This window comes from Staphylococcus sp. GDY8P57P (assembly GCF_017892585.1).
In the GTDB taxonomy this organism is placed as follows: Bacteria; Bacillota; Bacilli; order Staphylococcales; family Staphylococcaceae; genus Staphylococcus; species Staphylococcus borealis.
Map to the genome: position 1 here is coordinate 18,674 of NZ_JAESLK010000040.1, position 13,962 is coordinate 32,635.

Genomic DNA, 13,962 nt, shown 5'->3' on the forward strand with positions numbered 1-13,962 from the left:
GATGTTTTGATGAGTTATCAATCACATTATTTTCAAGAGGCACGAGAAGCGCAAAGTCGAGCATATGTGCCATATAGTCAATTTAAAGTAGGTGCTTATTTAAAGACTAAAGATGGTCGAACATTTTATGGTGCCAACGTCGAAAATGCAGCCTATCCTGCTACAATTTGTGCTGAACGTTCAAGTTTAGTAGCAGCCATATCTGAAGGTTATCGACCTGGTGACTTTGAATCAATAACTGTAACGGTTGATGCTGAAAAGCCATCATCACCTTGTGGAACATGTAGACAAGTTCTTAAAGAATTATGTGATGATGATATGCCAGTGTATATGACGAATCATAAAGGGGAATTACTTGAGTCAACTGTGGGCGAACTGTTACCACATGGCTTTTCAGGAAAGGATTTAGAATAGATGACAGCACATAAGTCAGGATTTGTATCAATTATAGGAAGACCCAATGTAGGTAAATCTACATTTATGAATAGAGTAATCGGACATAAAATTGCAATTATGTCTGATAAAGCACAAACTACACGTAATAAAATCCAAGGTGTAATGACTCGAGACGATGCGCAAATCATCTTCTTAGATACACCTGGCATTCATAAACCTAAACACAAATTAGGTGATTATATGATGCGTGTAGCTAAAAATACATTATCTGAAATTGATGCAATCATGTTCATGGTTAATGTAAATGAAGAAATTGGGCGTGGCGATGAATATATCATGGAAATGCTAAAAAATGTTAAAACACCAGTTTTCTTAGTGCTAAATAAAATTGATTTAGTACACCCAGATGCTTTAATGCCTAAGATAGAGCAATATCAACAGTATATGGATTTCACTGAAATCGTGCCAATCTCCGCATTAGAAGGATTGAATGTCGATCACTTTATAGATGTACTGAAACGTTATTTACCTGAAGGTCCAAAGTATTATCCGGACGATCAAATTTCAGATCACCCTGAACAGTTTGTTGTAAGTGAAATTATACGTGAAAAGATTTTACATTTAACGAGTGAAGAAATTCCTCATGCAATCGGCGTTAATGTAGATAGAATGATTAAAGAAAGTGAAGAACGTGTCAGAGTAGAAGCTACTATTTTCGTTGAGAGAGATTCACAAAAAGGTATAGTCATCGGAAAGGGTGGCAAAAAATTAAAAGAAGTAGGTAAAAGAGCAAGACATGATATCGAAATGTTATTAGGCTCAGAAGTGTATTTAGAACTTTGGGTAAAAGTTCAGAAAGATTGGCGTAATAAAGTTAATTTCATCCGTCAAATGGGATATATTGAAGATCAAGATTAATGGATCGAAGTTAGAAGGGTCGTGATACTATGCTCGAAAAACAAAAGGGAATCATTATAAAGTCCGTAGATTATGGAGAATCTGATAAAATTATTACAATTTTAAACGAGCATGGTGCCAAAATACCATTGATGGTTAGACGAGCCAAAAAATCAAAAACAGGTTTACAAGCCCATACGCAACTCTTTGTGTATGGCTTATTTATTTATAATAAATGGAAAGGTATGGGGACTTTAAGTTCAGTAGATGTAATTAATCAATATTACGATTTACGGTTGGATATATTTAATAGTAGCTATGCAACATTGTGTGTTGAGGCCATTGAGCGTTCAATGGATAGCGATGACATTTCTCCATTCCACTATAAACTGTTACACTTTGTACTCGAAAAAATTTCATCTGGTAATTCAGCGCAACTTATGTCCATTATAGTAATGTTAAAATGTATGAATCGCTTCGGTTTTACAGCATTTTTTAATCATTCAGCTATTTCAGATAGTTATGATCAATCACAATTAGCTGCATATAGTTTTGTTTATGATGGAACAATTCTTGAATCAGAATTATATAAAGATCCACATGCTTTACGAATATCTAACAAAACATTATATTTATTAGATGTCTTACAAAAATTGCCTATAGATAAAATGAATCAATTTAATATTAGTCAAGGTATTCTGGATGAAATGTCGGAACTGCTTCTATTAATATACAAAGAATATGCAGGTATGTACTTTAAAGGTCAAAAGTTAATCAATCAATTGAAACGAATTGAATATTGATAAATCTTCCAATATAAACATAAAAAACCCACCTCAAAAAATGATTTGAGGTGGGTTTTGTACTTTATATAATTATAGTTAGAAAGCAACTTTTTCAGCTAAGAACGTTTCCAATTCAGAGATAGGCATACGTACTTGTTCCATAGAGTCACGGTCACGCACTGTTACTTGATTATCTTCTAATGAATCAAAGTCAAATGTAATACAATATGGCGTACCAATTTCATCTTGTCTACGGTAACGTTTACCAATTGATTGAGATTCATCGAAGTCTATTGCAAATTTAGAACTTAATTGTTCGAAGATTTTAATCGCATCTTCAGATAATTTTTTGCTTAATGGTAAAACTGCAGCTTTATATGGTGCAAGGGCAGGGTGGAAGTGCAATACTGTTCGTGAATCTTTACTTCCTTCAACGCCTTCTTCTTCATATGCGTCACATAAGAATGCTAATGTAACACGGTCTGCACCTAATGATGGTTCAATACAATATGGCACATATTTTTCATTTGTTTCAGGATCATGGTATTTGAAATCTTCGCCTGAATGTTCACTGTGTTTTTTCAAGTCAAAATCAGTACGGCTTGCGATACCCCATAATTCACCCCAACCAAATGGGAAGCGATATTCAACATCTGTAGTTGCGTTTGAATAGTGTGATAATTCTTCTTCATCATGATCACGTAGACGCATATTATCTTCGTTGATATTTAAATCTTTTAACCATTGGCTAGCAAATGTTTTCCAATAATTTTGCCATTCAATTTCTTCACCTGGTTTACAGAAGAATTCCAATTCCATTTGTTCAAATTCTCTAGTTCTGAAGATGAAGTTACCTGGTGTAATTTCATTACGGAATGATTTACCAATTTGACCAATACCAAATGGTAGTTTTTTACGCATTGAACGTTGAACATTTTTGTAATTTACAAAAATACCTTGTGCAGTTTCAGGTCGTAAGAAAATTTCATTTGTAGAATCTTCGGTAACACCTTGGAATGTTTTGAACATAAGATTGAATTGACGAATATCTGTCCAATTAGCAGTGCCACTTACAGGACAAACGATACCTTCATCGTCAATAATACGTTTCATTTCATCAAAACTTAAACCATCGGCGATAAAGTTTTCATCACCTTTTTCTTTTTGCATGTAATCTTCAATTAACTTATCGGCACGATAACGGATTTTACTATCTTTATTATCAATCATAGGATCATTAAAGTTACCTAAATGACCTGATGCTTCCCATGTTTTTGGGTTCATTAAAATCGCTGCATCAATACCTACGTTAAATGGTGATTGTGTGATGAACTTTTGCCACCATGCTTTTTTTACATTATTTTTTAATTCAACACCTAATGGGCCGTAATCCCACGTATTTGATAATCCACCATAAATATCACTACCAGGAAAAACAAATCCTCTGTGTTTTGCTAATGATACAATTGTTTCCATATCTTTAACCATATAATCTCTCCTTATTAAATACATAAAAACGCCCCAAGACAATAAATAAATGAAAATATCACATTTATCATTATCTTGGGACGAGTTAATTTATTTCACTATATCAATTAAATATAGTTGATAACTTAATAACCCGCGGTTCCACCCAAATTAGTGTAGCCACTCACTTTTATCAAATTTTACGATTAGCCAAATTGAAGTTGTTAAGCTTACACCATCCTTAACTCGCTTACCATTAGTTTAATAGATTGATTATTTAATAGCAAGAAATTATATGTATTTGTAGGTACATTAATAAATAGGTATAATAGACGTGAACAATAAAGGGGTGAAGACCTATAGAACTTAGTAAAAGACAAGAACAAATTATTGAGATAGTCAAAAGTGGAGGACCTATTACCGGGGAACACATTGCCGAAAAACTAGACTTGACACGTGCTACATTGAGACCTGATTTAGCAATTTTAACAATGTCAGGATTTTTAGAGGCTAGACCTCGAGTGGGGTATTATTATTCTGGCAAATCTAAAAATAAGTTAATGACTGATAAATTACGTCAATATGTTGTTAAAGACTATATGTCTCCACCAGTCATTGTAAAAGAGGATATGTCTGTTTATGATGCTATTTGTACGATTTTCTTAGAAGATGCTAGTACATTATTTATTATTAACGAACACAATGATTTTATTGGTGTTTGTTCTAGAAAAGACTTGTTACGTGCATCTATGATTGGTGAAGATATTCATACCATGCCAATCAGTGTTAACATGTCGAGAATGCCAAATTTAACTTATCTTGAAGAAGATGAACTTATCATTTATGCAGCAGATCAAATGATAGAAAAAGAAATTGATTCAATACCAATTGTTAAAAGTAAAGGTAATCATAAATATCAAGTAACAGGTAGAGTATCAAAAACAACAATCGCAAAATTATTTGTATCATTATTTAAAGAATAGGTGGTAAAACGATGGAAAATATAAAGATAATCATCGCATCTGATTCAATTGGAGAAACTGCTGAATTAGTAGCTAGAGCGTGTATTTCACAATTTAATCCAAAAGAATGCAAACATGATTTTTTAAGATATCCATATATTGAAACTAAGGAAGATATAGATGAGGTTATTCAAGTAGCTAATGATAGAGAGGCAATTATCGTTTATACATTAGTAAAACCAGAAATGAAAACGTATATGGAACGCAAGATTGATTCCAATCAGTTACGCTCTATTGATATTATGGGACCATTAATGGAATATTTGAAAGAAGCATTCGAAGAAAATCCATATAATCAACCTGGTAGAGTACATCGTTTGGATGATGCTTACTTCAAAAAAATTGATGCGATTGAATTTGCCGTAAAGTATGACGATGGCAAAGATCCTAAGGGTCTACCTAAAGCTGATATCGTATTAATTGGTGTTTCTAGAACCTCAAAAACGCCGTTATCACAATACTTAGCCCATAAGAGTTATAAAGTGATGAATGTTCCAATAGTACCTGAAGTAACACCTCCAGACATGTTATTTGAGATAGATCCAGCGAAATGTATCGCGTTAAGAATTAGCGAAGAAAAGTTAAATCGTATAAGAAAACAGCGTTTAAAACAACTGGGACTAGGAGATTCAGCGAGATATGCAAATGAGTTGCGTATTAAAGAAGAGATTAAATATTTCGAAGACATCGTAAACAAAATCGGTTGCACTGTGATTGATGTTTCCGATAAAGCAATTGAAGAAACTGCTAATGACGTTATTAATATAATAGAACGTCAATCAAAATAGTTTCAATTTAAACTTCAAAAATGTATAATATTATGATAAATATTTATGGGTGATGTACTTTGCGCATTGAACAATCAGTAATTAATGAAATTAAAGATAAAACAGATATTTTGGATTTAGTAAGTGAATATGTAAAATTAGAAAAAAGAGGACGCAATTACATCGGTTTGTGTCCTTTTCATGATGAAAAGACACCTTCATTCACTGTTTCTGAAGATAAACAAATTTGCCATTGTTTTGGGTGCAAAAAAGGTGGTAACGTCTTTCAATTTACACAAGAAATTAAAGATTTATCATTCGTAGAAGCTGTTAAAGAACTAGGTGAACGTCTAAATATATCTGTTGACATTGGTAATTCAAGTGACTATACAAGTCAAATTGCGTCTGATGACTTAGCTATGATAGAGATGCATGAATTAATGAATGAGTATTATCAGTATGCTCTACTTAAAACGGTTGAAGGTGAAGACGCCTTAAACTATTTGACAAATAGAGGCTTTACTGAAGAACTTATTAAAGCGCGTGGAATAGGTTATGCACCGAATCACACGCATTTCTGTCATGACTTTTTACAACAAAAAGGTTATGATATTGAACTCGCATATGAAGCAGGCCTTTTATCTCGAAACGAAGAAAATTTTAGCTATTTTGATCGCTTTAGAGATCGCATTATGTTTCCATTAAAAAATGCGCAGGGTCGTATCGTTGGCTATTCTGGTAGAACTCACAATAATCAAGAACCTAAATATTTAAACAGTCCGGAAACACCGATATTTCAAAAAAGACGATTATTGTATAATCTTGATCAAGCTAGAAAATATATACGTAAAAATGACGAAGCCATTTTACTTGAAGGATTTATGGATGTTATAAAATCTGATTCCTCCGGCTTAAAACCTGTTATTGCTAGTATGGGTACAGCGCTATCAGATGAACACATTACCGTTCTCAAGAAATTAACATCTCATATAACACTAATGTTTGATGGTGATTTCGCAGGGCAAGAAGCAACGATTAAAACAGGACAACACCTTCTTCAACAAGGGTTAAATGTTTTTGTGGTTCAATTACCTAAAGACATGGACCCAGATGAATATATTACAAAATATGGTAATGAAAAATTTCTAGAATATGTTAATAATGAAAAGAAATCATTTATTTTATATAAAGTAAATAGACATAAAGACGAAATTACTAATAATGATTTAGCTTATGAACGTTACCTTAAAGAAGTTACACAAGACATTGCAATGATGAATTCACAAATATTACAAAATAAAGTCATCAAAGATGTTGCTAATATATTTAACGTAGATCCTAGTACATTAAATGGTAATGTATTAGGCCAACAGCAATATGTTCATAATGATCCTTATTTTAACGATTATCAATCGTATAATAGTGAGATCCAACAAAACGTAAATGCAATGTTCTCAAATTTATCAAAGCAAGAGAGTGCTGAGAGAGCGCTACTTAAACATTTTATGCACGATAAAGATTTGTTTTTAAATTATCATAAGCAACTTGAAAGCGAAGATTTTAGCAATCAATTTTTCAAGCGCATCTTTAGTATTTTAGAAGAATTTTACGCAGAAAATGACAAATATTCGATAAGTGATATGATATTATACACAGACAACGATGATTTAAGAGATGCGATTATTGCATTAGACAATTATGATTTAAATGAAGAGCCTTATGATAGCGAAATTGAAGATTATATGAATGTTATAAATGAAGCTAAATATGGTGACACAATTGAAGAATTAAATCACAAGTTGCGCGAAGCATCGCGACTAGGTGATGTAGAATTACAAAAATATTATTTAGAACAAATCGTTAATAAAAATAAAGCAAGAATGTAACATCATTATTAAAATAAATGCGTATTTGAAGCATACAGGTTTAAACAAATCATATAAATTGTATTTCTATTTAATAACCATTATTGTATAATGGTTATTATGCGTTTTTAACGGGTAGAAATGGAACATAAGTAATATTTAATGAATGTAGTAGTTTTGAAACCAATTTAGTATTTAACATTCAAATATTGAATATGAAATGTTACCATTGTTATGAATTTTTATTAATACTTTTCTTATTATATTGAAATATTATATAATTAAATATCTTGTTTGAAAGCATATATTACTATTGGGAGGCCTTTTCATGTCTGATAACCAAGTTAAAATTAAAAAACAAACAATAGATCCGACATTAACATTAGAAGATGTTAAAAAACAATTAATTGAAAAAGGGAAAAAGGAAGGTCACCTTAGCCATGAAGAAATAGCCGAAAAATTACAAAATTTCGACATGGATTCTGATCAAATGGACGATTTCTTTGACCAATTAAATGATAATGATATCAGTTTAGTAAATGAGAAAGATAGCTCAGATACTGATGAGAAATTAAATCCTAATGATTTAAGTGCCCCTCCTGGCGTTAAAATAAATGACCCTGTCAGAATGTATCTAAAAGAAATCGGGCGAGTAAATCTACTTAGTGCTCAAGAAGAAATTGAACTCGCGAAACGTATTGAGCAAGGTGATGAAATTGCTAAGTCTCGTTTAGCAGAAGCTAACCTACGTCTTGTTGTAAGTATTGCAAAAAGATATGTAGGCCGTGGCATGTTATTCCTTGATTTAATTCAGGAAGGTAACATGGGATTAATCAAAGCAGTAGAGAAATTTGACTTTAGTAAAGGGTTTAAATTCTCAACATATGCTACTTGGTGGATTAGACAAGCAATTACTAGAGCGATTGCCGACCAAGCCCGTACAATCAGAATTCCAGTACACATGGTTGAAACTATCAATAAATTAATTCGTGTTCAAAGACAATTATTACAAGATTTAGGTCGTGATCCAGCACCTGAAGAAATTGGGGAAGAAATGGATTTACCACCAGAAAAGGTACGCGAAATTCTTAAAATTGCTCAAGAACCGGTATCTCTTGAAACACCAATTGGCGAAGAAGATGATAGTCATTTAGGTGATTTCATCGAAGACCAAGAAGCACAAAGTCCATCTGATCATGCTGCATATGAACTATTAAAAGAACAACTTGAAGATGTATTAGATACACTTACGGATCGTGAAGAGAATGTTCTACGATTACGTTTCGGCTTAGATGATGGTAGAACGCGAACACTTGAAGAAGTGGGTAAAGTCTTTGGTGTTACGCGTGAAAGAATACGTCAAATTGAAGCGAAAGCTTTAAGAAAGCTTAGACATCCAAGTCGTAGCAAGCGACTAAAAGACTTTATGGATTAATAAATAAAATAATTCGAGTTTAAATTGATTTATTTTTCATTGCTCATTATAGATTTAACGCTTATATACGAGTCGAATTAGTAATGATTACACTTTGTTATAGGTGTTACTATAATGTGCTTTAGAAAAATGCTAGACTGAGACACTTAACTTTGTCCCAGTCTCTTTTTATAGTAAAGGAGATATCTATGATAACTTTAAACCAAAGATTAACTACTGTGTGCAACCATCTTGTTCCAGGAAGCTTAGCCGACATTGGTTCAGACCATGCCTATCTTCCCATCTATGCGATTCAACATGGTCTAATTACACATGCTATTGCAGGTGAAGTCATAAAAGGACCTTTTGAAGCAGCGAAAAAGAATGTGTCAGAAAATCAGCTCAATGATGTTATCGATGTTCGATTAGGGGACGGATTAAGTGTACTTCGTCAGAATGAATCTATTCAAAATATAACCATTTGTGGCATGGGTGGTCCGCTTATAGCAAGAATATTGAATGAAGGACGCATTCATTTAGCAAATGGTCCTAGATTAATCTTGCAAAGTAATATTCAAACTGAAGTATTAAGATACACGCTCATGACACTGAATTACCAAATCATAGAAGAAGTCATTATGGAAGAGAAAGGACATATCTATGAAGTTGTGGTTGCAACGCATATGGATCATCAGGATCATTTAGACAAAAAAGAATTAAAATTTGGGCCGAAATTATTACAAAATAAAAATGAAATATTTTATAAAAAATGGCGTCATGAATTAGAAGCTTTAAATCACATTCGTAATCAATTGAATTCAGAGTTACATCATGAGAGACTTAAAGAGATAGATAATGATATATCATTAATTACAGAGGTGTTAAATAATGAAAATTAAACAATTAATGTCTATTATCGATACACATGTGCCATTAGAGACAGCTGAGAATTGGGACAATGTTGGATTACTTATAGGTAATCATGAATCTGAAATCAATGGTATATTAACGACGTTGGATTGTACAGATGCAATTGTTAACCAAGCTATCGACAAAGGCTATAATACGATTATCGCTCACCATCCTTTAATTTTTAAAGGGGTTAAATCAATCATTGATGATGGCTATGGTCAATTAATTCAAAAAATAATTCGTCACAATATCAACCTTATTGCGTTGCACACAAATCTTGACAATTACGTTTACGGTGTTAACCAAATGTTGGCTAATAAATTAAAATTGCAAGATATACAATTTTTAAATCAAGAGAATGAAACGTATTATAAAGTTCAAACATATATACCTAAGGATAATGTAGAAAACTTTAAAAATAGTCTTGATAAACATGGACTTGCCAAAGAAGGTAATTATGAGTATTGTTTTTATGAAACTGAAGGTAAAGGCCAATTTAAACCTGTAGGAAATGCTAATCCACATCTAGGTCAGCTGAATAACATAGAATATGTGAATGAAGTTAAAATTGAATTCATGATTAAAGCTAGCCAGTATGCATTAGCTGAAAAAGCAATTATCGACAATCATCCTTATGAAACTCCTGTCTATGATTTTATTAAAATGACTAAAACAGCAAATTATGGTCTTGGCAAAATTGGCACTTTAGAAGATGCGATGTCATTAACAGACTTTGTAAAATTTGTGAAACATGAACTTGATATCCCAAGTGTTCGATACACAGGCGATGCGAATAAACGTATCCAAAACGTAGCTATCATCGGTGGTGCCGGAATTGGTTATGAGACACTTGCATTTAACAAAGGTGCAGACATCTTTATAACTGGAGATGTTAAACACCACGATGCACTTGATGCACAAACGTATGGTATGACCATTTTAGATATCAATCATTACAGTGAGTATGTGATGAGAGAGGGACTTAAAGAATTATTAGAACAATGGCTATATGATGAAAGTATAGATTTTCCAATTGATGCTTCTAATATCAATACCGATCCATTCAACTACATGTAAATTGAACTAAAACAACTTCAACTGAATATTTTAAGGAGGCCAAATCGATGGCAACTCACCCATTTGAATTATTTAATTTAGACTCAAAACTTATAGAAGCAATTAAAGACTTAAAATTTGATAAACCAACTGAAATACAAAATAGAATAATTCCAAGAATTAAAAAAGGCGTCAATTTAATAGGTCAATCTCAAACAGGTACAGGAAAATCACATGCATTTTTATTACCACTTATGGATAAAATAGACGAAGAAAACAAAGAACCTCAATCTATTGTGGTAGCGCCAACTAGAGAATTAGCGCAGCAATTATATCAAGCAGCTAGTCATTTAGCTCGTTTTAAACAAGGGGTTAAGGTAAGCCTTTTTATAGGTGGTACAGATATTGAAAAAGATAGACAACGAACTAATAATCAACCTCAATTAGTTATTGGAACACCGACTAGAATTAATGATTTAGCTCAAAGTGGGCATTTACATGCGCATTTGGCATCATACCTCGTTGTTGACGAAGCTGATTTAATGATTGACTTAGGCCTTATCGAAGATGTAGATTTAATTGCTTCACGCTTAGATGAAAATGCGCATATAGCAGTTTTCAGTGCTACGATTCCTAAATCATTACAACCATTTTTAAATAAATATCTAAGCAATCCGGAATATGTAGAAGTGGATTCCAAGTCTCAAAATAAAAAAAATATTGAATTCTATTTAATTCCAACTAAAGGAACTGAAAAAGTAGATAAAACACTTCAATTAATCGATATTTTAAATCCATACTTATGTATCGTTTTCTGTAATAGTAGAGATAATGCGGATGAGCTGGCAAATTCACTCAATGCTGCTGGAATTAAAGTTGGCATGATACACGGAGGTTTAACACCAAGAGAACGTAAGCAACAAATGAAACGTATACGCAATTTAGAGTTTCAATTTGTAATCGCAAGTGATTTAGCTTCTCGAGGTATAGACATTGAAGGCGTTAGTCATGTTATTAATTTTGACGTACCTAAAGATATCGACTTTTTCACTCACCGCGTTGGTAGAACAGGTAGGGGTAACTATAAAGGTGTAGCAATCACACTTTATAGTCCTGATGAAGAGAATCTAATTACGTTAATTGAGGATAAAGGCTACCATTTTGAAAATGTTGATGTAAAACATAATGAATTAACACCAATTAAAGCGCATAACACACGACGTAAACGTGAAAGAAAAGATGACCACTTAACAAACGAAGTCAAACATAAAGTACGTAGTAAGACTAAAAATAAAGTAAAACCAGGTTATAAGAAGAAATTTAAACAAGAAGTTGAACGAATGAAAAGACAAGAAAGAAAACAATTTAGTAAGAGACAAAATAGACAGCAACGAAAAAATAATAAAAAAGGTTAGGTGAACATCATGTTAATTGGATCACATGTATCAATGAGTGGGAAAAAAATGTTAGAAGGCTCTGCTGAAGAAGCGCATAAATTAGGTGAATCAACATTTATGATTTATACAGGTGCACCTCAAAACACGCGACGAAAAAGCATTGAAGATCTAAATATTGAAAAAGGCCACGAAGTTATGAATAAATATGGTTTATCTAATCTAGTGGTTCATGCACCATACATTATCAACATTGCAAACACTACAAAGCCCGAAGTTTTTCAGTTAGGTGTAGACTTCCTTCAAAATGAAATAGAACGAACACAAGCACTTGGTGCCAAAGATATCGTTCTGCATCCAGGTGCCCATGTTGGTGCGGGTGCTGAGAAGGGTATTCAACAAATTATCAAAGGGTTAAATGAAGTTTTAACTCATGATAATGATGTGCGTATTGCATTAGAAACTATGGCTGGAAAAGGTTCTGAAGTAGGACGCACGTTCGAAGAAATTGCTCAAATCATTGATGGTGTCACACATAATGATCGATTATCAATCTGTTTTGATACATGTCATACTCATGATGCAGGGTATAATATCAAAGATGATTTTGATGGCGTATTAAATGAATTTGATAAAATTATTGGTTTAGACCGAATAAAAGTAGTTCATGTCAATGACAGTAAAAATGAACAAGGTGCGCATAAAGATAGACATGAAAATATTGGTTTCGGACACATTGGTTTCGATGCACTTAATTATGTAGTGCATCATGATGCTTTTAAAGATATTCCTAAAATTTTAGAAACGCCTTATGTCGGTGAAGATAAGAAAAATAAGAAAGCACCTTATAAATTTGAAATTGAAATGTTAAAGGCACAACAATTCGATTCTGAATTAAAAAATAAAATTCTTCAGCAATAGTTGATTTTACTGATTTGTAGTTAGCGATAGTATTAAGCATATACTTTGTCATTGCTTAATACCTAACTAACTCTAAAAATAAAACTTCATTGCTCTAGTTAGCCATATGGGTGGTACAATCAATTCTAAATGAATTTTGTATCACCCTTTTCTAAATAACAAAAACAAGTCGTAAACATTACTATTTACAATATATGAACTTAATTGTATAGTATTAAACGAGGTGAAATAATGAGCCAACCTGTATTTGAATTAAAAAACATAGATTATTATTTTGAAAATAAGCAAGTATTAGATAACATCAACATTCACATAAATAAAGGTGAATTTTTGGCAATTGTCGGCCCAAATGGCGCTGGTAAGTCAACTTTACTTAAAATCATATTAGGATTACTACCTTTACAAAAAGGCGAAATATATATTGATGGCAAATCATATAAGAAGCAAAATCAATCGGAATTAAAAATTAGTTATGTATCACAAAAAGCTACAGCTTTCAATGCTGGATTTCCAGCTAGCGTTAAAGAAGTTGTTCTCAGTGGACTTACAAAAACGAAAAAGTTATTCCAAAGATTTAATAAAAAGGATGAGGCATTAGTTGATACCGTATTAACGAGATTGAATATTCAACATCTTATCAATAAAAATATTGCAGAACTTTCAGGTGGACAACAACAACGTGTATTAATTGCTAGGGCATTAATATCTAATCCCTCAGTACTTGTATTAGACGAACCTACAAATGGTATCGATGCTAAACATGTTAGTGAATTCTATGAAACACTTGAGCAATTAAAGCATGAGGGCATTACAATTATACTAGTTACTCATGACATTGGTGTTGTAGCAGATACAGCAACAGAAGTAGCATGCTTAAATAAACATTTACATTTCCATGGATCGACTGAAGAATTTAAAAAGTTAGATGAAGTTGAAATTTCTAAAATATATGGTCATCCCGTTAAATTTGTAGATCATCAACATAATAGAGAATGTTGCGAAGCTTAAAATTTAATATATTAGGAGTTTAAAAATGAACAGTTTTATCAAACAAGTTAGTGGTGAT

At 32.4% G+C, this 13,962-nt stretch carries 13 protein-coding genes; 12 read left to right on the forward strand and 1 reads right to left on the reverse strand.

The features are described 5' to 3' along the window. Positions 1 to 9 precede the first annotated feature (9 nt). The 3 genes from cdd to recO are packed head-to-tail and all read left to right on the forward strand — an operon-like array spanning position 10 to position 2,096. Positions 10 to 414 carry a cytidine deaminase gene (gene cdd, locus KA878_RS11780; RefSeq protein WP_070854955.1) on the forward strand — a complete coding sequence of 135 codons (405 nt, stop codon included), beginning with the start codon at positions 10 to 12 and terminating at the stop codon, positions 412 to 414. Beyond that, positions 415 to 1,314 carry a GTPase Era gene (gene era / locus KA878_RS11785; RefSeq protein WP_193839282.1) on the forward strand — a complete coding sequence of 300 codons (900 nt, stop codon included), beginning with the start codon at positions 415 to 417 and terminating at the stop codon, positions 1,312 to 1,314. It begins immediately after the preceding gene. A gap of 29 nt (positions 1,315 to 1,343) precedes the next feature. Next, the gene (recO, locus tag KA878_RS11790) at positions 1,344 to 2,096 is read left to right on the forward strand and encodes a DNA repair protein RecO (RefSeq protein ID WP_075108708.1); all 753 of its coding nucleotides are present in this window, start codon (positions 1,344 to 1,346) and stop codon (positions 2,094 to 2,096) included. A 78-nt stretch (positions 2,097 to 2,174) separates the two neighbouring features. Here recO and KA878_RS11795 read toward each other — a convergent pair whose 3' ends face one another. Next, positions 2,175 to 3,566 carry a glycine--tRNA ligase gene (locus KA878_RS11795; protein WP_193839283.1) on the reverse strand — a complete coding sequence of 464 codons (1,392 nt, stop codon included), beginning with the start codon at positions 3,564 to 3,566 and terminating at the stop codon, positions 2,175 to 2,177. A gap of 338 nt (positions 3,567 to 3,904) precedes the next feature. Here KA878_RS11795 and ccpN point away from each other — a divergent pair, with 338 nt between their 5' ends. The 9 genes from ccpN to KA878_RS11840 all read left to right on the forward strand — a co-directional run bounded on the left by ccpN (position 3,905) and on the right by KA878_RS11840 (position 13,904). Further along, positions 3,905 to 4,528: a transcriptional regulator CcpN gene (gene ccpN / locus KA878_RS11800; protein ID WP_193839968.1), complete on the forward strand. Its 624-nt coding sequence runs from the start codon at positions 3,905 to 3,907 to the stop codon at positions 4,526 to 4,528. An 11-nt stretch (positions 4,529 to 4,539) separates the two neighbouring features. Further along, positions 4,540 to 5,355 (forward strand): pyruvate, water dikinase regulatory protein, encoded by an 816-nt coding sequence (locus KA878_RS11805; RefSeq protein WP_193839284.1) that lies wholly within the window; start codon positions 4,540 to 4,542, stop codon positions 5,353 to 5,355. Between the two features lie 59 nt (positions 5,356 to 5,414). Further along, positions 5,415 to 7,220 carry a DNA primase gene (gene dnaG / locus KA878_RS11810; RefSeq protein ID WP_193839285.1) on the forward strand — a complete coding sequence of 602 codons (1,806 nt, stop codon included), beginning with the start codon at positions 5,415 to 5,417 and terminating at the stop codon, positions 7,218 to 7,220. 307 nt (positions 7,221 to 7,527) lie between these two features. After that, positions 7,528 to 8,634, forward strand: a complete 1,107-nt coding sequence (rpoD, locus tag KA878_RS11815; RefSeq protein ID WP_053029511.1) for an RNA polymerase sigma factor RpoD — start codon at positions 7,528 to 7,530, stop codon at positions 8,632 to 8,634. A gap of 188 nt (positions 8,635 to 8,822) precedes the next feature. Continuing rightward, complete coding sequence (locus KA878_RS11820) at positions 8,823 to 9,512, forward strand: tRNA (adenine(22)-N(1))-methyltransferase (protein ID WP_193839286.1); 690 nt, start codon at positions 8,823 to 8,825, stop codon at positions 9,510 to 9,512. Further along, positions 9,502 to 10,602: a Nif3-like dinuclear metal center hexameric protein gene (locus KA878_RS11825; protein WP_075108713.1), complete on the forward strand. Its 1,101-nt coding sequence runs from the start codon at positions 9,502 to 9,504 to the stop codon at positions 10,600 to 10,602. The genes KA878_RS11820 and KA878_RS11825 overlap by 11 nt, the downstream gene beginning before the upstream one ends. Positions 10,603 to 10,649: 47 nt before the next feature. After that, positions 10,650 to 11,996: a DEAD/DEAH box helicase gene (locus KA878_RS11830; RefSeq protein ID WP_193839287.1), complete on the forward strand. Its 1,347-nt coding sequence runs from the start codon at positions 10,650 to 10,652 to the stop codon at positions 11,994 to 11,996. 9 nt (positions 11,997 to 12,005) lie between these two features. Continuing rightward, on the forward strand, positions 12,006 to 12,896 hold the full coding sequence (locus tag KA878_RS11835) for a deoxyribonuclease IV (RefSeq protein WP_053029507.1): 891 nt from the start codon (positions 12,006 to 12,008) through the stop codon (positions 12,894 to 12,896). A 231-nt stretch (positions 12,897 to 13,127) separates the two neighbouring features. Further along, positions 13,128 to 13,904, forward strand: a complete 777-nt coding sequence (locus KA878_RS11840; RefSeq protein ID WP_053029506.1) for a metal ABC transporter ATP-binding protein — start codon at positions 13,128 to 13,130, stop codon at positions 13,902 to 13,904. The last annotated feature ends 58 nt before the right edge of the window (positions 13,905 to 13,962 follow it).